The sequence below is a fragment of the Burkholderia sp. BCC1996 genome (genome assembly GCF_905339955.1).
Lineage (GTDB): Bacteria > Pseudomonadota > Gammaproteobacteria > Burkholderiales > Burkholderiaceae > Burkholderia.
Genome location: NZ_CAJPHM010000023.1, coordinates 100,010 through 118,833, shown reverse-complemented (window position 1 = coordinate 118,833; position 18,824 = coordinate 100,010). Strand labels below are relative to the sequence as shown.

The 18,824-nt window shown below is 66.1% G+C and carries 22 protein-coding genes; 13 read left to right on the top strand and 9 right to left on the bottom strand.

Annotated elements, in window-relative coordinates:
- Positions 1-76: 76 nt before the first annotated feature.
- The 4 genes from U4Z64_RS28780 to U4Z64_RS28765 form a co-directional block, all read right to left on the bottom strand.
- Positions 77-526, bottom strand: a complete 450-nt coding sequence (locus U4Z64_RS28780) for a hypothetical protein (RefSeq protein ID WP_321821736.1) — start codon at positions 524-526, stop codon at positions 77-79.
- 94 nt (positions 527-620) lie between these two features.
- A complete protein-coding gene (locus tag U4Z64_RS28775; protein WP_321821735.1) occupies positions 621-1,121 on the bottom strand; it encodes a hypothetical protein in 501 nt (166 codons plus the stop codon).
- A gap of 334 nt (positions 1,122-1,455) precedes the next feature.
- Positions 1,456-2,130 carry a hypothetical protein gene (locus U4Z64_RS28770; RefSeq protein ID WP_321821734.1) on the bottom strand — a complete coding sequence of 225 codons (675 nt, stop codon included), beginning with the start codon at positions 2,128-2,130 and terminating at the stop codon, positions 1,456-1,458.
- 235 nt (positions 2,131-2,365) lie between these two features.
- Positions 2,366-3,793 carry a tyrosine-type recombinase/integrase gene (locus tag U4Z64_RS28765; protein WP_321821733.1) on the bottom strand — a complete coding sequence of 476 codons (1,428 nt, stop codon included), beginning with the start codon at positions 3,791-3,793 and terminating at the stop codon, positions 2,366-2,368.
- On the opposite strand from U4Z64_RS28765, the gene U4Z64_RS28760 reads away from it, so the two are divergent.
- The 4 genes from U4Z64_RS28760 (at position 3,774) to U4Z64_RS28745 (ending at position 6,124) form a co-directional block, all read left to right on the top strand.
- Entirely contained in the window at positions 3,774-4,088 is a 315-nt protein-coding gene (locus U4Z64_RS28760; RefSeq protein ID WP_121858954.1) for a Dabb family protein, read from the top strand. The genes U4Z64_RS28765 and U4Z64_RS28760 overlap by 20 nt on opposite strands.
- Complete coding sequence (locus tag U4Z64_RS28755; RefSeq protein WP_124570151.1) at positions 4,085-4,564, top strand: PaaI family thioesterase; 480 nt, start codon at positions 4,085-4,087, stop codon at positions 4,562-4,564. The genes U4Z64_RS28760 and U4Z64_RS28755 overlap by 4 nt, the downstream gene beginning before the upstream one ends.
- Positions 4,565-4,689: 125 nt before the next feature.
- A complete protein-coding gene (locus tag U4Z64_RS28750) occupies positions 4,690-5,649 on the top strand; it encodes an alpha/beta hydrolase (protein WP_044843656.1) in 960 nt (319 codons plus the stop codon).
- A gap of 34 nt (positions 5,650-5,683) precedes the next feature.
- Positions 5,684-6,124, top strand: coding sequence for a GNAT family N-acetyltransferase (locus U4Z64_RS28745; RefSeq protein WP_044843655.1), 441 nt, complete (start codon positions 5,684-5,686; stop codon positions 6,122-6,124).
- Positions 6,125-6,152: 28 nt separating this feature from the next.
- Here U4Z64_RS28745 and U4Z64_RS28740 read toward each other — a convergent pair whose 3' ends face one another.
- Together U4Z64_RS28740 and U4Z64_RS28735 are read right to left on the bottom strand one after the other, a co-directional pair.
- Positions 6,153-6,998: an NRDE family protein gene (locus U4Z64_RS28740; protein WP_124520189.1), complete on the bottom strand. Its 846-nt coding sequence runs from the start codon at positions 6,996-6,998 to the stop codon at positions 6,153-6,155.
- A 76-nt stretch (positions 6,999-7,074) separates the two neighbouring features.
- A complete protein-coding gene (locus U4Z64_RS28735; protein WP_321821732.1) occupies positions 7,075-8,109 on the bottom strand; it encodes a folate-binding protein in 1,035 nt (344 codons plus the stop codon).
- A 77-nt stretch (positions 8,110-8,186) separates the two neighbouring features.
- Here U4Z64_RS28735 and mltG point away from each other — a divergent pair, with 77 nt between their 5' ends.
- The 9 genes from mltG (at position 8,187) to U4Z64_RS28690 (ending at position 16,778) form a co-directional block, all read left to right on the top strand.
- The gene (gene mltG / locus U4Z64_RS28730) at positions 8,187-9,206 is read left to right on the top strand and encodes an endolytic transglycosylase MltG (protein WP_044843652.1); all 1,020 of its coding nucleotides are present in this window, start codon (positions 8,187-8,189) and stop codon (positions 9,204-9,206) included.
- Complete coding sequence (gene tmk, locus U4Z64_RS28725) at positions 9,206-9,826, top strand: dTMP kinase (RefSeq protein ID WP_321821731.1); 621 nt, start codon at positions 9,206-9,208, stop codon at positions 9,824-9,826. The genes mltG and tmk overlap by 1 nt, the downstream gene beginning before the upstream one ends.
- A 19-nt stretch (positions 9,827-9,845) precedes the next feature.
- Entirely contained in the window at positions 9,846-10,874 is a 1,029-nt protein-coding gene (locus tag U4Z64_RS28720; protein ID WP_321805516.1) for a DNA polymerase III subunit delta', read from the top strand.
- Positions 10,875-10,953: 79 nt separating this feature from the next.
- Complete coding sequence (locus tag U4Z64_RS28715; protein WP_124486262.1) at positions 10,954-11,733, top strand: TatD family hydrolase; 780 nt, start codon at positions 10,954-10,956, stop codon at positions 11,731-11,733.
- A gap of 43 nt (positions 11,734-11,776) precedes the next feature.
- A complete protein-coding gene (locus U4Z64_RS28710; RefSeq protein WP_321809175.1) occupies positions 11,777-12,487 on the top strand; it encodes an ankyrin repeat domain-containing protein in 711 nt (236 codons plus the stop codon).
- A gap of 119 nt (positions 12,488-12,606) precedes the next feature.
- The gene (locus U4Z64_RS28705) at positions 12,607-12,963 is read left to right on the top strand and encodes a Rap1a/Tai family immunity protein (RefSeq protein ID WP_044843647.1); all 357 of its coding nucleotides are present in this window, start codon (positions 12,607-12,609) and stop codon (positions 12,961-12,963) included.
- 94 nt (positions 12,964-13,057) lie between these two features.
- Positions 13,058-14,230 carry a mechanosensitive ion channel family protein gene (locus U4Z64_RS28700; protein WP_044843646.1) on the top strand — a complete coding sequence of 391 codons (1,173 nt, stop codon included), beginning with the start codon at positions 13,058-13,060 and terminating at the stop codon, positions 14,228-14,230.
- Between the two features lie 31 nt (positions 14,231-14,261).
- Positions 14,262-15,440: an AAA family ATPase gene (locus U4Z64_RS28695; protein WP_321821730.1), complete on the top strand. Its 1,179-nt coding sequence runs from the start codon at positions 14,262-14,264 to the stop codon at positions 15,438-15,440.
- A gap of 273 nt (positions 15,441-15,713) precedes the next feature.
- On the top strand, positions 15,714-16,778 hold the full coding sequence (locus U4Z64_RS28690) for a glycosyltransferase family 4 protein (protein ID WP_321821729.1): 1,065 nt from the start codon (positions 15,714-15,716) through the stop codon (positions 16,776-16,778).
- Between the two features lie 99 nt (positions 16,779-16,877).
- On the opposite strand, the gene U4Z64_RS28685 is transcribed toward U4Z64_RS28690, so the two are convergent.
- The 3 genes from U4Z64_RS28685 to U4Z64_RS28675 all read right to left on the bottom strand — a co-directional run bounded on the left by U4Z64_RS28685 (position 16,878) and on the right by U4Z64_RS28675 (position 18,765).
- Complete coding sequence (locus U4Z64_RS28685) at positions 16,878-17,465, bottom strand: YSC84-related protein (RefSeq protein ID WP_044843643.1); 588 nt, start codon at positions 17,463-17,465, stop codon at positions 16,878-16,880.
- A 230-nt stretch (positions 17,466-17,695) separates the two neighbouring features.
- Entirely contained in the window at positions 17,696-18,154 is a 459-nt protein-coding gene (locus U4Z64_RS28680; protein ID WP_124833182.1) for a hypothetical protein, read from the bottom strand.
- Positions 18,155-18,474: 320 nt separating this feature from the next.
- The gene (locus tag U4Z64_RS28675; RefSeq protein ID WP_044843641.1) at positions 18,475-18,765 is read right to left on the bottom strand and encodes a PsiF family protein; all 291 of its coding nucleotides are present in this window, start codon (positions 18,763-18,765) and stop codon (positions 18,475-18,477) included.
- Between the last annotated feature and the right edge of the window lie 59 nt (positions 18,766-18,824).

Sequence of the window (18,824 nt, the reverse complement as noted above, 5' to 3'; positions counted from 1 at the left end):
GGCAGTTTTTAACCTCGGACTCTAACTGCAGTTCGGACTAAAACCGGGGGCAGGTCAGTATCACAACATCCGGTACCTACGAGCTAGTCCCTGTAGTAATCGCGTGCCATGCAAGCGAAGCGCCTTGTGAGAGCACGTACGTAATTCCCTTTGATACTGCTGCTTTTGCCCCGCTACGAATCCCTTGAACCAAATAGTCGCCCATCGGTTGGGACGGACTGATCGATGAGGGAGTTGCCTTCAGGACTTCAAGTCCCTTTGCGGTGAGAACGGCATTACCCCAAGGTCCGGACGCAGAGATCGAGAAATCGATGTATCCCGCCATTCGGAGCCATTTGAGCGCGTCAGTAAAAAACGCGCAATCAGCTGGCGAATTGTAGATTACGCCACCAACTTTGTTTGTCTTATACGAGAGATCGTATCCAAAGGTGTTTGCAAAAAGCGAGATGCGAACGGGAAAGTTTTCGTACAGATTCGCAAAAACATTGGCAGCAAGTTCGTCGAATTTCTCGATGTTTGTCGGCATAGTCCAGTCTCTTTGATGTGTTGGAGAAGTTGCCTGATGGTTTGCTCGAACGCGCCCGGCAGCAGACCAATCGCTGCGGCATGGCGGTCGTCCGCTAGGCGTCTGTGTCTGTGTGTGAGACTGCATACAGGCCACCACCGCCAGACCCAAACGGATCGTCGTGGTATCCGCTTGCAGCGTGCAACTGACGAATGATTGCAACTGCATCAGTGAGCAACTCTTCCGCCGTATCGAGTGTCGCAAACTGCTGCCACTCCGCGCTAGGGATGGAGGCCGCAATTGACGAGTCGATATCGACCTCGGCGTCGATTTCCTCTGTCACTGTCTTGCCATGCGCCATGGAGTCGCGATAGGCAAACAGAGTCACCAGTGATTTGTAGGGCCGTTCGGTCAAGTTGACGTTTATGCCTGATTGAGCAGCGAACGTGCGGAACTTCTTGGTCTTTGACTGCTTACGCTCGAGAGCGTCCCAGTCCTTGTGTTTGAGCCCGCCCAAGTGATTCAGGTACGCCTCAAGCATGAAAGCAGACAGAACAAGGGCAGACAGGCAGGTATAGAGCTGGCCTTCTCTCGACGCCTTCGCCAAGTCAAGCATGTGGCGCGCTCCGATCCACATGTAGACAAACGTCTTCGTCGTAGCTCTTCCACGTATGCGGGTCATATCGGTGCCTCGGACGCCTAACGCAACGTTAATCGGAAACTTGCGCCACGAGGCCGCAAGGTGTCTGTGTTGACAGCCAGCAAGGTGATGCGCAAAGACTCGACGCGCACTGCTATTTTTGCTCAACAGCCGACATGCGGTGCCGGAATTCGAGACGATTCAAGACAGCCTTGCCGATTTAGCAGCCTCTTCGGGCGTGTATAGCCGGAACGGCTGGTATCCGCCGCCCAAAATACCGGCGCTGATTTTCTTACGTCTTTACTCACAGTCAACGCACGCCGTCCAATTCAATGGCGAATCTCGCGCAGATGAAGAATTCATCAGATGGAATATGAAACTCAGTGGTCACACGTGGTCCCATCAATCCTGAACCTGCCTCTCTGAAGTCCAGCTTCACCGTTCCAAGTTCCCAGTCAAATCTCATCTTCGTCAACTCAAAGCCTTCGCCGACTGACCCCGTATCCCCGTAACTTTCGGCCTCGCACGGTTGCCTATCCACCCACCTATCGGTGGCAGCGACAAACAGACTCGCCACATCGAGAAATGTCTCGACATCCTGGCGGCTAGGTAATACATAGTCATGCTCGACTTCGTTCCTCAGCTTGTTGAGTCGAACGAGCAAGCGTGGCGCGGTAATTCCAAGCGATGAAATGAATTTGACCATGCTGGGAAAACGTCTTGAGCCGCCAAGCTTCTCGAAACCGAACCCATTGCAAACATCCTCTATGCGGAGATGCAACGCCCGTTTCGCGTTGGTGATCGCATTAACGAGATGCCGAGGGGTGTTACCCTCCTCAATGTCAAGTTCGGCAAATCTCAGATACTGACGAGCGGAGACGGGCTCCGTGCGCGTCCTTATGCATCCCCACATGGATGTCTCCATCCAGTCGGTTGAGAGACTATTCAGATCGAACCTACTGGCAAATTCAGCTAGTGTCGCCACTACAAGGCTCCAAAGAGTGGGTTGAGTCAGAACATTTTTTTGAGACTTATGTAAGTCATGATCTGACCACAGATCACCATGGGCGACATCACGATGTCGTGATCACGGTCGCATTGCACTGCCAGCAAGCTGCAATATCGAAACCGTGATGCTCGGGTCGAAAACGAAAGCGTAGTTTTTGGTGTTGCTTTCAATTTGAAGCCTTGTCAGCTAAGACGCAGGTACTGCTGCATCATCAGGCATTGACAACTCCGCTGCCCAGTGTCCCGCCGGGTAATGCCTCGTTTTCGACTTCGCTTAGCCAGTCTGCCCAAGCTTGCATCATTTCTCGCCGCTCCGGCAGGTATTTCGCGTGATTATATGTCGAGCGCGTCTTGTCCTTGTCCTTGTGTGACAGCTGCATTTCAACAACTTCGTCCTTCCAGCCCATTTCGTGAAGCTGGGTGGACGCCGTGGCTCGAAAATCGTGGCCGGTAATTGGCTCGGGGTTGTCCGGAACCATGTAGTCGATTGCCCTGTTGATCGTCGCTCGGCTCATATAGGGGAGCTTTCGATTGCTGTGAAGAATGGGCAAGAGGTATCCGCGGTTGCCGTACATCTCCTGCAGCTCGCGCAGTAGGGGCAGCGCTTGTTTTGGCAATGGAACGATGTGTAGCCGTCGCGATTTGATCTTCTCAGGCGGGACCTTCCACTCAGCGGTACCCAGGTCGATTTCTTCCCAGCGCGCTCTACAAAGCTCAATCGTGCGTGGGAACAGCATCATCAGCAGCCGGATCGCAATCACGGTGCGTTTACTCTTATAGGTTGGGAGCTGCCGGAACAGTGCTTTCAGTTCATCGCGACTCAGCGGTCGAGCGTTCTCAGTCGGTGGCTTAACAACGGATCCACGTAGAACGGACGCAGGATCTGAATCGGCCCGTAGAGTGATGACCGCGTACTGGAACACGTTCGACACGTACTGGCGCAATTTGATCGCGACGGATGGGGATCCACGCTCTTCGACTCGGCGCACTAAGGAAAGCACGTCGTGCGCGGTGATCGAGCGCATGGGGCGGCTACCGATATAGGGATACGCATCGGCCTCGAGCATACGCAAAATGTCCCCGTAGTGAGGCTCTGTCCAGGATCTCTTCTTCTTCGCAAGCCATTCATCGCTAACGGCTCGGAAAGTTGCTTTGCCTTCGCTGATGGTCTTGGAAAGCACTTCCTGCCGTGCATGAGACGGGTGCAAGCCCTTCTTGACGAGTGCGCGAGCATCGTCTCGCGCCCGGCGAGCGTCTTGCAGGCTGACGGCGGGGTATTCGCCGATCGCGAACAGATTCTCCTTCCCGGCAATCCTGTATCGGTATCGCCAGAGCTTGGAGCCCGACGGGCGAACCTCAAGATACAGCCCATTGGAGTCGGTAAGTTTGGTAGGCTTGGTGCCTGCCTTCGCTTGTCGGATCTTGACGTCAGTAAGTGGCACGGTGAGAAAGCGGGTATCGTCGTTGGAAGTATGAAATGATACCCGCTTAGATACCCGCTTTTTTCCCGGCTGGGCGCGATTTCTGACGAACGTAGGCGAACAGTAAGATGTCGGGAAATGCCCGGCCAGCAAGGGTTTCAGCCGGATAGGCGAACCAACACGAACTGGAGCGAACGAAGTGATCAGACATATCGTCATGTGGAAGCTGAAGGAATCGGCCGAAGGCGGCACGCGCGCGCAGAACGCGCTGAAGCTGAAGGAAAAGCTCGAAGGCTGCCGCGACCTCGTGCCGGGCATCCTGCAACTCGACGTCGGCATCGCGACGCCGGGCCTCGAAGCGACGTCCGACGTCGTGCTCGTGTCCGATTTCACGGACCAGGCCGCGCTCGATGCGTATCAGGTGCACCCGGTTCACCAGGAAGTGAAGAAGTTCATCGTGGCGGTGGCCGAATCGCGCCAGTGCGTCGACTACCTGTCCGACAGCGCACGATGAGCGACGCGACATCCCCGGCGGCCGGCCCGTCGATCGAAAGCCCGTTCGTCGACCTGCTCGGCGTGCGGCTCGTGTCCGCGAAGGACGGTGCGAGCGAGATCGTGCTGCCGCTCGACGAGCGGCACATGAACACGTGGAGCATCGCGCACGGCGGCGTGACGATGACGTTGTCGGACATCGCGCTCGCGATGGCCGCGCGCAGCCTGACCGACGACGGCGTCGGCGTCGTCACGGTCGAGATGAAGGTGAACTTCATGCAGCCCGGGCGCGGCGAGTTGCGCGCATACGGACGCGTGATGCATCGTTCGACGACGATGGCGTATTGCGAAGGCGAAGTGCGCGACAGCGACGGCAACTTCGTCGCGAAGGCGCTCGGCACGTTCAAGTACATGCGGCGGCTCGCGGTGGGCCGCGACATCAAGCGGCAACGCACCCGCACCGCGCCGGATGCGCAGCCCGGCCCGAGCGACGCGTAAGCGCCCTCGACGAACGGCCCTGCCTTTTCACCGGCAGGGCCGTTTTGCGTGGCGGCCCGGCACCGCGCGGCGTGGCATCATGTGACGCTTGTTCGTTCACGGCGCCGTTCGCGCCGTCCTCACCGATGCCGCTGAATCCGAAGATTGCCCAGGTGCTCGACATGGTCGAGCGCGCGAAACGTCCGTCCTATCACCACCAGACGGCGCAGCAGGCGCGCGCCGCGTACGAGAAGAGCGCGCCGATCCTCGACGTCGCGCCGGCGCCGATGCATTCGGTCGAGGCCTGCGTCGTGCCGACACGCGACGGCCGCTCGATCGGCGCGCGGCTGTACCTTCCGGTCGAGCCGAGCCTCGCCGAACCGCTGCCGGCGCTCGTCTATTACCACGGCGGTGGCTTCACGGTCGGCAGCGTCGATACGCACGACGCGCTGTGCCGGATGTTTGCGCGCGACGCGCAATGCGCGGTGTTGTCGGTCGACTACCGGCTTGCGCCCGAACACCGGTTCCCGACCGCGGTAAACGACGCCGACGATGCACTGCGCTGGCTGCATCGCGAGGCCGCCGCATTCGGCATCGATGCGACGCGGCTCGCGGTCGGCGGCGACAGCGCGGGCGGCACGCTCGCGACGGTCTGCGCGGTGCTCGCGCGCGACGCGGGCATCGGGCTTGCGCTGCAACTGCTGATCTATCCGGGCGTGACGGGTCACCAGGACACCGAATCCCACGGACGGCTCGCGAACGGCTACCTGCTGACGCAGGACACGATCCAGTGGTTCTTCACGCAATACTTGCGCGATCGGTCCGACCGCGACGACTGGCGCTTCGCGCCGCTCGACGGCACGCGCGACGCGCCGTCGTTCGCCGGTGTCGCGCCGGCCTGGATCGCGACGGCCGAATACGATCCGCTGAGCGACGAGGGCGCCGCGTACGCGGACAAGCTGCGCGCGGCAGGCAATACGGTTACGCTGGTCTGCTATCCGGGGATGATCCACGAGTTCTTCAAGATGGGCGGCTACGTGCCGGAGGTGCGGGCCGCGCATGCCGACGCGGTGGCGGCGCTCAGGGCCGCATTCGACGACGTTTGACGGCGGCGGCGCCCGGCGCCGCGCGGAGGAAGCGATGACCGACGGCTGGGTGGAAACGGGCGACTGGGCCGTGCTGGGCGGCGATGCCGCACGGATTCGCGATGCGGTGTTCGTGCGCGAGCAGCGGATTCCGCCGGAATGGGAACTGGACGACGAGGATCCGCTGTCGTTGCACGCGGTTGCCTACCGGGTCGATGCGGCGACCGGCGCACGCCGCGCGGTCGCGACGGGACGGCTGCTGCGCACCGGCACGATCGGCCGCGTCGCGGTGCTGGCCGACGCGCGCGGGCAGGGCGCCGGATCGGCCGTGCTGCATGCGCTGCTGGACGCGGCGCGGCATCGCGGCGAGCCGGTCGTGCGGCTCTACGCGCAGGATGCCGCGGTGTCGTTCTACGTGCGGCACGGCTTCGCGGCAATCGGCGAGCCGTTCGTCGAAATCGGCGTGCCGCACGTCGAGATGGCGCGCGCGCCGTAGCGCCGCCCGCGCCGCTCCCGCCGCTGGCTCAGCGCGGCGGCGTCGCGTCGATGTCGAACGTGAACGCACGCTCGAAACTGCCCGGGCGAACGGTGCGGTGCGAGCCGTCGTCGTCGCAGCGTTCCTTGATGTCGACTGTCAGCCGTACACCTTCCTTCATCGTCACGCGCAGCGCGGTCGTGCCGCGCGTGCCGTATTCGGGTGTCTCGATGAACGCGGCCGACAGTGCGCGCTCGCGCTCGATCGGAATGCCGGTGTGCGGCAGCGCGTCGTCGTCCGCGACATGCGGATCGCGCATCAGCTCGATCAGCTCGTCGAGCGACGGGGCCGGGTTGTCGGTCAGCAGCGTGCCGAGTTCCGCGCGCTTGCGCACGACTTTGGGCCAGGGCGTATCGAGCCGGGCATTCGACAGCGCATGCACGCCGGCGGCGATCGCGACCGGCGCGGCGACGCGGGTTTCGCCTTCGGCCGCGCGGTTGCAGAACCACGCGAGCTCGCGCCGCTTCCAGTCGCCGACCAGCAGGTTGAAGCCGTTGTACACGGCCGCGTGCTCGGCCAGCTCGCCGAGATAGTCGAGCGGCGCGACGGACGGGCCGCGGAGGAAATCGGACACGAGCTTGCCGCGGGTCGGCGCGCCCGCGCGAATGTCGAACGGCGCGCGGTAATTGGTCAGCGCCGCGAAGCGGCCGTCGCGCGATACGCCGAGCCACGTGCCGCCCGCTTCGAGATCGCGGCCGGCCAGCACGCCCGGCACATCCTCCCACCACGAAAGCGGCGCACTCGTACGGCGAAAGAACTCGTCGCGGTTGGCGGTCAGGGTAAAGACGGGACCGGCGGCGGCATCGGGCTGCCAGTCGAAGGCAATCAGACACATCGGGCGAATCTCTCGCAGGAAACATCGGGCGCCGGCTGCATCGTGCGAGCCGGCGTGCGACCGGGTTGTCAGTGCGTCACGCTTCCGTCGGCCACGCGTACGGCAACGCGTCGAACGCGAGTGCCGGACCGTCGGCCGAACCGAGGTGCACGGTGCCGCTGTCGAGCGCGGCCAGCTTGATCTCGACCAGCGTGTCGACGCCGCCCGCGGGCGCGGCCGCCGCGTTGACGATCATCCCGCACGGCTGGCCCGGGTCGTCGCTGTGGAACAGCTCGACGCCGGCATGCACGGTGTCGGTCTCGCCGGCGACGTGCGCGAGCGCGGTACGGCGCTTGATCGTGCCGCGGTACTGGCTGCGCGCGACGATTTCCTGGCCCGGGTAGCACCCCTTCCTGAAGTTAACGGCGCCGATCACGTCGAAGTTGACCATTTGCGGCACGAACTGTTCGACGGCCGGCTGCGTGATGCGCGGCTCGCCCGCGCGCACGTCGAGCCAGTCCCAAACGGCCGGCGACACGACCGGCAGCGTGCCGGCGAGCGCGGCGAGACGCGCGTCGACTTCCGCGCGCGGCCCGATCCACAGGTAGCGCTTGCGGCCGGCCGCGTCCGGGACGCGGATCAGCGCCCCGGCCGGGCCGTCGACCTTCACGTGCACGCCGTCCGGCAGCGCGTCGAAGATGCCCGACAGCGCTTCGCGCACGTCGCCCGCGAAGCCGACCACCGCGAGCGTGTCGCTCGCGTCCGTCAGTTTCGCCTTCGCGCGCAGCACGAACATCGACAGCCGTTTCTGCACGGCGGCCTGGACGTCCTTCGAGACGAGCAGGCGCACGCCGTGACCGGCGCGCCAGGCGAGGAACGACGCGAGCAGGCGGCCCTTCGGCGAGCAATAGCCGGACAGGCGCGCGCTCGCGGCATCGAGATGCTCGATGTCGTTGGTGAGCTGGGTGTGCAGGAACGTCGCGGCGTCGTCGCCGGCCACGTCGATCACGCCGAACTGCGCAAGCGGCATGCAGGCGCCCGGCGCGTCGAAATCGGCGGCGGACGGGCGGGGGAAAACGGGGAGCGAGACGGGTGCGGGCTGGGCAGCCGGTGAAGCGAATGGTGTGCTCATGGAATGAGGGAACAGTCAACCCTGACTTTGACGGAGGCGAGCAAGTATTATATGGGTCTTACCTGAGTCTCGTTTCCATGTCCCTACTGAAGAAATGCGCCGCGACGGTCGTGGCGCTGGCCGTCGTTGTGGCCGCTGCCGGCGCGGGCGGCGGGTATTACTGGGCGACCCGGCCGCTGCTGCTGGGCGCCGCAACGCTCGACGTCACGATCAAGCCGCGCAGCAGCGTGAAGAGCGTCGCGCTGCAGCTCAAGCACGGCGGCGTGCCGGTCGAGCCGTTCGGCTTCGTCGCGATGACGCGCCTGCTCGGGCTGTCGAGCCGACTGAAGTCCGGCAACTACGAATTCAAGACCGGCATCACGCCGTACGACGTGCTGCAGAAGATCGCGCGCGGCGACGTGAACGAGTACGTCGCGACGGTGATCGAGGGCTGGACCTTCAAGCGGATGCGCGCGGAACTCGACGGCAATCCCGATCTCGCGCACGCGACGGCCGGCATGAGCGACGCCGAGCTGCTGCGCGCGATCGGCGCCCCCGACAACGCGATCCAGCGCGGCAGCGGCGAGGGGCTGTTTTTCCCCGACACCTACCTGTTCGACAAGGGCACGAGCGACCTGAACATCTACCGGCGTGCCTACCACCTGATGCAGACGCGCCTCGACGAAGCATGGGCCGCGCGCGCGCCGGGGCTGCCGTACAAGACGCCTTACGAAGCGCTGACGATCGCGTCGATCGTCGAAAAGGAAACGGGCCATGCGGCCGATCGCGCGTTCGTCGCGGCGGTGTTCGCGAACCGGCTGCGCATCGGGATGCCGCTGCAGACCGATCCATCGGTGATCTACGGCCTCGGCGACGCGTACGACGGCCGCCTGCGCAAGCGCGACCTGCAGGCCGACACTCCTTACAATACCTATACGCGCCGCGGCCTGCCGCCGACACCGATCGCGCTGCCGGGCGTCGCCTCGCTGCAGGCGGCGATCAATCCGGCGCCGACGAGCGCGCTCTATTTCGTCGCGAAGGGCGATGGCACGAGCGTGTTCTCGGACACGCTCGGCGATCACAACAAGGCCGTGGACAAGTACATACGAGGTCAATAATGCCGAGCGGTAAATTCATCACCTTCGAAGGCATCGACGGGGCGGGGAAGACCACCCACCTGCAATGGTTCTGCGAACGCCTCCAGGCGAGGCTGGCCGCGAGCGGCCGGCAGGTCGTCGTCACCCGCGAGCCGGGCGGCACGCAGCTCGGCGAGAAGCTGCGCGAGATCCTGCTGAACCAGCCGATGGATCTCGAGACGGAGGCGCTGCTGATGTTCGCCGCGCGTCGCGAGCATCTCGCGCTCGTGATCGAGCCGGCGCTCGCGCGCGGCGACTGGGTTGTGTCCGACCGCTTCACCGACGCGACCTTCGCCTACCAGGGCGGCGGCCGCGGGCTGCCGCGCGACAAGCTCGAGACGCTCGAGCGCTGGGTGCAGGGCGGTTTCCAGCCCGACCTGACGGTGCTGTTCGACGTCGCGCCGCAGGTGGCGAGCGAGCGCCGCGGCGCCGCGCGCATGCCCGACAAGTTCGAAAGCGAATCGGACGCGTTTTTCTCGCGTACCCGCGCCGAATACCTGCGGCGCGCGGAAGAGGCGCCGCACCGCTTCGCGATCGTCGACGCGACGCAGTCGATTCCCGAGATCCGCCAGCAGCTCGAACGCGTGCTCGCCGCGCTGTAACCCGCAAGGAACGCACCACATGATCTATCCGTGGCAGACCGACGACTGGAACCGCCTGCAGCAACTGCGCGCGCAGTGGCCGCATGCGCTGCTGCTGCACGGCCAGGCCGGGATCGGCAAGCTGCAGTTCGCGCAGCATCTCGCGCAGGGCTTCCTGTGCGAGGCGCCGCAGCCGAACGGCGAGCCGTGCGGCACCTGCGCGGCCTGCACGTGGTTCGCGCAGGGCAACCATCCGGACTACCGGATCGTGCTGCCCGAGGCGCTCGCGGGCGAAGCGCCGGGCGCGGCCGACGACGCGAAGCCGGCCGACGCGGACGAAGGCGGCAAGAAGACGCGCGCGCCGAGCAAGGAAATCAAGATCGAGCAGGTGCGTGCGCTGCTCGACTTCTGCGGGGTCGGTTCGCACCGCGGCGGCGCGCGCGTCGTCGTGCTGTACCCGGCCGAGGCGCTGAACGTCGCCGCGTCGAATGCGCTGCTGAAGACGCTGGAGGAGCCGCCGTCCGGCGTCGTGTTCCTGCTGGTGTCGGCGCGCATCGACCGGCTGCTGCCGACCATCATCAGCCGCTGCCGGCAGTGGCCGATGACCGTGCCGGCGCCCGATGCGGCCGCGGCGTGGCTCGCGGCGCAGGGCGTCGACGATGCGCGCGCGCTGCTCGCCGAAGCCGGCGGCGCGCCGCTCGCCGCGCTGGCGCTCGCGAGCGACGAGAACCGCCCGCTGCGCGATTTCACGCTCGGCCAGCTCGCCGCCGGCGCCGCGTGCGATCCGTTCGCGTGCGGCGAGACGCTGCAGAAGCTGCCGGTGCCGCTGGTGCTCGGCTGGCTGCAGCGCTGGCTGTACGATCTGCTCGCGCAGCGGATGGCGGGCGCGCCGCGCTACTTCCCGATGCAGGCGGCCGCGCTCGCGCGTTGCGCGGAAGCCGTCGACGCGAATGCGTTCGCACGCTTCATGAAGGCCGTGACGCGCCAGCGGACGGTCGAGAACCATCCGCTCAACGCCCGGCTCGTCTTCGAGGAACTGTTTCTCGGTTATCGGGAAATGTTCGCGTGAGCGCGTATTGTTTCCTTGAAGAGGGGAAACGGCTGCCGGCGAGCGCATGAGCGCCCGCCTTACGTATTCAGGAAACACGATGTTCGTCGATTCTCACTGCCACATCAATTTCAAGGGTCTCGCCGACCGCCTGCCGGCCGTGCTGGAGAACATGCGCGAGCACGACGTCACGCATGCGCTGTGCGTGTCGGTCGACTTCGAGACGCTGCCCGACGTGCTCGCGATCGCGCAGGCGCACGACAACGTGTACGCGTCGGTCGGCGTGCATCCGGACCACGAGGACGCACGCGAGCCGACGCTCGCGGAACTGATCGAGCTGGCCGCGCACCCGAAAGTCGTCGCGATCGGCGAGACGGGCCTCGACTACTACCGCCTCGAAGGCCGCTCGATCGCCGACATGGAATGGCAGCGCGAACGCTTTCGCACGCATATCCGCGCGGCGACCGCGACGATGAAGCCGCTGATCATCCATACGCGCTCGTCGTCGGAAGACACGCTGCGGATCATGGCCGAGGAACGCGCGGACGTGCCGGGCGGCGTGATGCACTGCTTCACCGAGCCTTGGCCCGTCGCCGAGCAGGCGCTCGCGCAGAACTTCCATATCTCGCTGTCGGGGATCGTCACGTTCAAGAACGCGACCGACGTGCAGGACGTCGCGCGGCGGGTGCCGCTCGAGCGGCTGCTGATCGAGACCGACTCGCCGTACCTCGCGCCGGTGCCGTATCGCGGCAAGCCGAATGAACCTGCGTACGTCAGCCATGTCGGACGCTTTATCGCATCCGAGCGCGGCATCCCCGTCGAGGCGCTGGCCGATGCGACGACCCAGAACTTTTTCCGGCTGTTCAAGATCGCCCGCTAACGACGCGCGCCCAGCCGACAACCCAGGGAAGGAGCCCACAACAATGACGAAGCCGACCACATACCTGCCCAAGCGCGCCCTCGTCGCCGCCGCGCTCGTCGCGAGCGGCCTGTTTGCCGCCGCCGGCGCGCATGCCGAGTCGCTCGACGCGATCGTCAAGGCGGTCAAGTTCGACGACATCGCCGACATCGGCAAGCAGCTCAAGAGCGGCAAGCTCGATCCGAACACGATCGCACCGAACGGCGACCCGCTGCTCGTGATCGCCGCGCGCGAGAAGTCCGACAAGGTCGCCGCGGCGCTCGCCACGACGCCGAACGTCGACCTCGAGAAGGAAGACAAGGCCGGCGAGAACGCGCTGATGCTCGCGTCGCTGAACGGCGACGTCGGGCTCGTCAAGCTGCTGATCGACAAGGGCGCGGAAGTCAGCAAGAAGGGCTGGGCGCCGCTGCACTACGCGGCCACCAACGGCCAGGACGAGGTCGTCAAGGTCCTGCTCGACCATGACGCGTATATCGACACCGCGTCGCCGAACGGCACGACGCCGCTGATGATGGCCGCGCGCGGCAACCACGCGTCGACGGTCAACCTGCTGCTCGACCAGGGCGCCGATCCGCAGGTGAAGAACCAGCTCGGCATCACCGCGCTCGAGTTCGCGCAGCACTACAAGGCGCCGGATGCGATCGACATCCTGAGCAAGCGGACGGTGCGCGTCGGTGCATCGGCGCCGGCAGATGCGCAAAAGAGTGCAAAATGACGGTTTCGGCGCGGTGGCGCAGCGCCCGGCCGGCCGCAACCCGGCCGGCAGCGGGCGTCCGGCCGCCGCGCCGGTCAGCGCAGCAAGCGGCCCGAGGCCGCATTGACATAAGGAACACCATGTTGCGGGCTATGTTTTGTGCCGCGGCGTTTGCCGTGCCGTTGTCGGCGGCGGCTTTCACGGGCGCGGATCTCGACCGGCTGTGCGCGAAGACGGACGTCAAGTCGCGGGCGTCGTGCGCGGCCTACATCGAAGGCGCCGCCGATGGCGTCTACAACACGATCGACGCGATCGGCGGCACCACCGGGCCGCGCGTCGGGCAGTATTTCTGCCTGCCGCCCGACATCCGGGCGCAGCAGATGACCGACGCGGTGCGCAAGTACATCGCGGAGAACCCGAAGCTGGCCGACTACAACGCGAGCACCGCGGTGTCGCTCGGTCTCGGCAAGGCATTCCCCTGCAAGGGCGGCAGTTGATCTGACACCGGGTCCGGGTGCGCGCTGCCCGGACGTCGCCGACGCATCCAGGACGAGGCCGCCGCGCCTCATAACCGAAGCATCCCGGGCGCCGATGAATTCAATCGAGGAATTGCAGCGCATCGCCGATGCGCCGTTGCATTCGTGGTCCGGCACGCTGATCGTGTCGGTCATGGTCGTGCTGGTCGTCGTGATCGTGCACCGTCTCGGCGCACGCATCGTCAAGCGCATCGCGCAGCCGTATCCGCTGATGAGCGTGATCCTGCGCTACATCGACAAACCTTCGCTCGTCACGCTCGCGCTGCTTGCGCTCGAATTCCTGTGGATCCAGACCGACGAAGGCATGTCGTTCGTGGGCGGGATGCGCGCCGCGGCCGCGGTCGGCTCCATCGTATCGCTGACCTGGCTGCTGGTGCGGCTCGCGGCCGGCGTCGGCGACGCGATCATCCAGGCCCATCCGATGGATGCGGCCGACAACCTCCACGCGCGGCGCGTCCACACGCAGGCCAAGGTGCTCGTGCGGACCGTCATGGTGCTGATCGTCGTCATCGGCACGGGCGCCGCGCTGATGACGTTCCCGAACGTGCGCCAGGTCGGCGCGAGCCTGCTGGCGTCGGCCGGCGTCGCCGGCCTCGTCGCCGGTATCGCCGCGCGGCCGGTGCTCGGCAACCTGATCGCCGGGCTGCAGATCGCGCTCACGCAGCCGATCCGGCTCGACGACGTCGTCGTGATCCAGGGCGAGTGGGGCCGCATCGAGGAAATCACCGGCTCGTTCGTGTCGGTGCGGCTGTGGGACCAGCGCAGGCTGGTCGTCCCGTTGCAGTGGATCATCGAAAACCCGTTCACGAACTGGACGCGCCACAGCTCGGAGATCATCGGCACGGTCTACCTGTCGGTCGACTACCGCACGCCGCTCGCGCCGCTGCGCGAGGAACTCGCGCGGCTCGTCCATGCGGCGCCCGAGTGGGACGGCCGCGTGCAGGTGCTGCAGGTGACCGATGCCACCGAGCGCACGATGCAGTTGCGCGCGCTCGTCAGTGCGGCCGACTCGTCGGCGTGCTGGGATCTGCGTTGCCGCGTGCGCGAGGGCTTGATCGCGTACCTGCAGGCGCGTTTCCCGCAATGCCTGCCGCGCAGCCGGATGGAACTGTATCCGCACGATTCGGCGCCGGGCGAGCCGAGCCCCGAACGGCCGCACGCGCGGCCGCCCGCCGCCAGCACGGCGGCCAACACCGCGGCCGATCCGAAGGCCACCGAAGGCCGCTGAACGCGCGCCGGTACCTGCTGCCATCACCTCCATGACCGCGCTGAAGACGCTTGCCATCGCCAACTACCGCTCGCTGCGCGAGCTGATCGTGCCGCTCGCGGCGCTCACCGTCGTCACCGGGCCGAACGGCAGCGGCAAGTCGAGCGTGTACCGTGCGCTGCGGCTGCTTGCCGACACCGCGCAGGGCCGCGTGATTCCGTCGCTCGCGCGCGAAGGCGGGCTGCCGTCGACGCTGTGGGCCGGCCCCGAGCGCTTTTCGCGCGCGATGCTGAGCGGCGACACGCCGGTGACCGGCACGGTGCGCAACGGACCCGTGAGCCTCAAGCTCGGCTTCGCCGGCGACGATTTCGGTTACGCGATCGATCTCGGCCTGCCGGTGAAGAACGATGCGTCGATGTTTCGTCTCGATCCGGTCGTGAAGCGCGAATGCATCTGGGGCGGCGCGCTGCTGCGGCCGTCGACGCTGCTGGTCGACCGCCAGGGCGCGCAGATTCGCGCGCGCAGCGGGTCGGGCGACTGGCACACGGTGCCGCAGCCGGTCGCGAGCTTCGACAGCATGATGACCGAGTTCGCCGATCCGGTCGGCGCGCCGGAGATGATCGCGGTGCGCGAGCGGATCCGGTCGTGGCGCTTCTACGATCATTTCCGGACCGATGCGCAGGCGCCGGCCCGGCAGTCGCAGATCGGCACCCACACGCCGGTGCTGGCGGACGACGGCGCCGACCTGGCCGCCGCGCTGCAGACGATCCGCGAAATCGGGGATGCCGCCGCGCTCGACGCGGCGGTCGACGACGCGTTCCCCGGCGCATCGATCGACATCGACAATCCGGGCGGGCGCGGCCGCTTCGACGTGCTGATGCGCCAGCCGGGGCTGCTGCGGCCGCTGTCGGCCGCCGAACTGTCGGACGGCACGCTGCGCTACCTGCTGCTCGCGGCCGCGCTGCTGACGCCGCGGCCGCCCGCGCTGATGGTGCTGAACGAACCGGAGACGAGCCTGCACCCCGATCTGCTGCCGGCGCTCGGCCGCCTGATCGCGCAGGCTGCGCAGCATTCGCAGGTGCTGGTCGTGTCGCACGCGGCGCGGCTCATCGCGACGCTCGAACGCGAGGCCGGCTGCGAGTCGCTGGTGCTCGACAAGCAGCTCGGCGCGACCGTCCTCGTCGATGCGGACACGCGCGACCTGCCGCCGTGGAAGTGGCCGTCGCGCTGACGGGCAACGCGGTGCGCGCGCGGCCGCGTCGGCGGCATGCCGCCGGCAGCCCGCCGTCGGGCCCGCGGCGCCGATGCAGGACCGGCGGCCTGCGGCGCGAATGTATCCTGTCTGTAACAACACCCATAAAATGAAAGCCCGGTGCTTTCCGGGCATCGGGATCGCGAATAATAATGAGATATCCGGCCGGCGCGATGCCGGCCGTGTGCTGCACGGAGGGGATTGTGCGCCAGCCCCCGTGCCGGCCGACCGAGGACACAGGAGACGTGGACCATGAGAATTGCCCAGATCGCCCCGCTGACCGAATCCGTGCCGCCAAAGCTGTACGGCGGCACGGAGCGCGTCGTGTCCTACATCACCGAGGCGCTCGTCGACCTCGGCCATGACGTGACGCTGTTCGCCAGCGGCGATTCGACGACCCGGGCCAGGCTCGAACCGGTATGGCCGCGCGCGCTGCGGCTCGATGCGTCGATCCGCGACCGCGTCGCACCGCACATGCTGCTGATGGAGACGGTCGCGCGCCGCGCGAAGGACTTCGACGTGCTCCATTTCCACATGGACTACTACTCGTTTTCGGTCTTCAACCGGCAGGACACGCCGTTCGTGACGACGCTGCACGGCCGGCTCGACCTGCCCGAGCAGCAGCCGGTGTTCGACACGTTCAACACCGCGCCGGTGATCTCGATCTCGAATTCGCAGCGCCAGCCGCTGCCGCAGGCGAAATGGCAGACGACCGTGTACCACGGGCTGCCCGACACGCTGTACCTGCCGCAACCCGTCGAGCCGCGCTATCTCGCGTTCCTCGGCCGCATCTCGCCGGAGAAGCGGGTCGACACCGCGATCCGCATCGCGCACCAGTGCGGGCTGCCGATCAGGATCGCCGCGAAGATCGACGCGGCGGACCAGGAGTACTTCGAACGGGAGATCAAGCCGCTGTTCGCGCTGCCGCACGTCGAATACATCGGCGAGATCGCCGACCACGAGAAGGCAGAATTCCTGTCGGGCGCGCATGCGCTGCTGTTTCCGATCGACTGGCCGGAGCCGTTCGGGCTGGTGATGATCGAGGCGATGTCGTGCGGCACGCCGGTGATCGCGTTCAATCGCGGCGCGGTGCCGGAGGTGGTGGACGAGGGCGTGTCGGGCTTCATCGTCGAGGACGAGATCAGCGCGGTGGCCGCCGTGAACCGGCTGCACCTGCTGCCGCGCACGCGCGTGCGGCGGCGCTTCGAGGAGCGCTTCACGTCGCGGCGGATGGCGCAGCAGTACGTCGACGTGTACCAGTCGCTGATTCGTGCGCAAAAGCGCTCGCGCTTCAAGGTGATCGATTCGACGACCTGACGCGCGGCGGGTGCGGATAAAAGAACGGCGATGTCCGCGAGGACATCGCCGTTTGCACATCGCCCGCGCGCGGTGCGCACGGACGAGGACGCCGCGGCGTCAGATCTTCAGCTTCGTGACCTTCGTGCCGTTGATCGACACGTCGCCCATCAGGCCGGCGTTGGTCAGCACGATGACCTGGACCGGCGCGGTGGCCGTGTTGGAGTCGACCGCGCCGTTCGCGCCCATCTTCACGAGCGCGACGGATGCGCCGGCGCCGGCTGCCCAGCCGTCCGAGCCGCGGAATTCGTCGAGCGCTTCCTGCGTCATGAACAGGAACACGATCGCCTTCGACTGCGCACCGGCCTGCAGGCCGACCGACAGCGACGACGTGTTGTAGTAGCCGACCGTGCTGCCGCCGACGCGCAGCGCGCCGTTGCCCGACTGGCCGCCGACGATGAAGCCGGCCTGCAGCACGTCCGGGAACACGAGCACGCCGCGCGACTTCGCGACGAGTTCACGCGAACCCTTGACCGTGGAATACATGCGCGACAGCGTGGCGTCGACGCTCGAATCGATCGCCTGACGCTTCGACGCGTTGGTCGCGGCGTTGTCGGGCTTGTCGGGGGTAGTGGTGCAACCGGTGAGCGCAAGGCTGCCGACGACGAGCGCAGCGGCGGCTTTCAGCACAAGGTTCCGTTTTTGCATCGTTCTTCTCCATCGGATGACGTTCGGAGTGAGTCTCGCTCACGGAGCGGATCACGTCGGCAGTTATATCACAACGGATTACAACCCCATTTCGTGCGCGCATGAAAAGGCGCCGAATCGGTTTGCGGTGTCGCGGCGCACCAACGGACGGACCGGCGCGCGCACGGCGATATGTCGCTACATCGCGCGACGGCCGGGGTCGGCGGAAAGGCGGTGCGGGCAGGTGCAGGTCAGTGCGTGACGGGCGGCGCCGGCGGGGTCGGCGGCTTGATCGGCGGGCGCCGCAACGCGCGGCGGATCAGCGCGATCACGACCCCGCACGCGAACAGGAACGCGGCCGGCACGACCCAGTAGCCGACGAACGCGTGCCACAGATAACCGGCGAGCGTGTTGCGGCGCACGACGTATTCGTCGCGGGCCGCCTGCTGGCGTGCCGCGTTGGCGGCCAGCACGTCGGCCGGGCAGCCGGCCGCGCGCGCCGCGTCAGGATCGCCGTGGCACTTCGCGGCGGCGCCGGCCGCCTGCTGCGCATCGGTGAGCTGCCAGGTGGTCAGCGCGAGTTGCAGGTCGGCCTTGTTGTACGCCATTTCCTCGCGGATCTCGCGCACGGCGACGATCGCGACGGGCACGGCCCAGAACACGATCACGATCAGCCAGCGGCGGAACCAGCGGTGTTGTCTCCATGCCATCCATGCCTCCGTTTGACGCGGTGTGCGCGTCCGTCTCGAGGGCGGCCCGATGGCGCTTCTTGTACTTGGGTGGGCCGCGTTGCAGCCATCATAGAAGAAATCGCGGCGAATTGCCGCACCATGTGGCGGCATTTGTACGGCGTGCTGGGGAAGCGGGGCGGGCAGGCGGCGCAGCAGGTCGCGACGACGGCAGCGACGGCGCCGCCGGCCGGCGCGGCGACGCATTCCACGTCATCGCGTGCGTCGATGCGCGTGCAACGAAAACAAAAATGCCGCGCCCGCCGAAGCGGTGCGCGGCATTCGTGCGGGAGCGCCGGAACTCAGGCGGCCGGCTGGCTGCTCAGGCAGCTCTTCATGAACGCCTTGCGGTCGTCGCCCTTCTTGTCGGCGGCCTGCGTGTTGCACGCCTTCATCTTTTCCTGCTGCGACATCTTCTTCGCGGGCTTGGCCGACAGGCAGTCCTTCATGAACGCCTTGCGTTCATCGCCCGTCTTGCCGGCGGCCTGCGTGTTACAGGCCTTCATCTTGTCCTGCTGGCTGTTCGCCGCGAAAGCGGGGGAAGCCAGCATGCCGCCGAGAAGCACTGCGGCTACGAGCGATTGGATTTTCATTTCGACACTCCCATGGGGTGAATTGCGTTTTATATCGACGCCGTCACGAAGCCCGGCGC

What these genes read in the sequence shown, in the direction of transcription:
- U4Z64_RS28780 (WP_321821736.1), bottom strand. Translation starts at nt 526, where the DNA reads ATGCCGACAAACATCGAGAAATTCGACGAACTTGCTGCCAATGTTTTT.
- U4Z64_RS28775 (WP_321821735.1), bottom strand. Translation starts at nt 1,121, where the DNA reads ATGCTTGACTTGGCGAAGGCGTCGAGAGAAGGCCAGCTCTATACCTGC.
- U4Z64_RS28765 (WP_321821733.1), bottom strand. Translation starts at nt 3,793, where the DNA reads ATGACGATATGTCTGATCACTTCGTTCGCTCCAGTTCGTGTTGGTTCG.
- U4Z64_RS28755 (WP_124570151.1), top strand. Translation starts at nt 4,085, where the DNA reads ATGAGCGACGCGACATCCCCGGCGGCCGGCCCGTCGATCGAAAGCCCG.
- U4Z64_RS28750 (WP_044843656.1), top strand. Translation starts at nt 4,690, where the DNA reads ATGCCGCTGAATCCGAAGATTGCCCAGGTGCTCGACATGGTCGAGCGC.
- U4Z64_RS28745 (WP_044843655.1), top strand. Translation starts at nt 5,684, where the DNA reads ATGACCGACGGCTGGGTGGAAACGGGCGACTGGGCCGTGCTGGGCGGC.
- U4Z64_RS28740 (WP_124520189.1), bottom strand. Translation starts at nt 6,998, where the DNA reads ATGTGTCTGATTGCCTTCGACTGGCAGCCCGATGCCGCCGCCGGTCCC.
- U4Z64_RS28735 (WP_321821732.1), bottom strand. Translation starts at nt 8,109, where the DNA reads ATGAGCACACCATTCGCTTCACCGGCTGCCCAGCCCGCACCCGTCTCG.
- mltG (WP_044843652.1), top strand. Translation starts at nt 8,187, where the DNA reads ATGTCCCTACTGAAGAAATGCGCCGCGACGGTCGTGGCGCTGGCCGTC.
- tmk (WP_321821731.1), top strand. Translation starts at nt 9,206, where the DNA reads ATGCCGAGCGGTAAATTCATCACCTTCGAAGGCATCGACGGGGCGGGG.
- U4Z64_RS28720 (WP_321805516.1), top strand. Translation starts at nt 9,846, where the DNA reads ATGATCTATCCGTGGCAGACCGACGACTGGAACCGCCTGCAGCAACTG.
- U4Z64_RS28715 (WP_124486262.1), top strand. Translation starts at nt 10,954, where the DNA reads ATGTTCGTCGATTCTCACTGCCACATCAATTTCAAGGGTCTCGCCGAC.
- U4Z64_RS28710 (WP_321809175.1), top strand. Translation starts at nt 11,777, where the DNA reads ATGACGAAGCCGACCACATACCTGCCCAAGCGCGCCCTCGTCGCCGCC.
- U4Z64_RS28705 (WP_044843647.1), top strand. Translation starts at nt 12,607, where the DNA reads ATGTTGCGGGCTATGTTTTGTGCCGCGGCGTTTGCCGTGCCGTTGTCG.
- U4Z64_RS28700 (WP_044843646.1), top strand. Translation starts at nt 13,058, where the DNA reads ATGAATTCAATCGAGGAATTGCAGCGCATCGCCGATGCGCCGTTGCAT.
- U4Z64_RS28695 (WP_321821730.1), top strand. Translation starts at nt 14,262, where the DNA reads ATGACCGCGCTGAAGACGCTTGCCATCGCCAACTACCGCTCGCTGCGC.
- U4Z64_RS28690 (WP_321821729.1), top strand. Translation starts at nt 15,714, where the DNA reads ATGAGAATTGCCCAGATCGCCCCGCTGACCGAATCCGTGCCGCCAAAG.
- U4Z64_RS28685 (WP_044843643.1), bottom strand. Translation starts at nt 17,465, where the DNA reads ATGCAAAAACGGAACCTTGTGCTGAAAGCCGCCGCTGCGCTCGTCGTC.
- U4Z64_RS28680 (WP_124833182.1), bottom strand. Translation starts at nt 18,154, where the DNA reads ATGGCATGGAGACAACACCGCTGGTTCCGCCGCTGGCTGATCGTGATC.
- U4Z64_RS28675 (WP_044843641.1), bottom strand. Translation starts at nt 18,765, where the DNA reads ATGAAAATCCAATCGCTCGTAGCCGCAGTGCTTCTCGGCGGCATGCTG.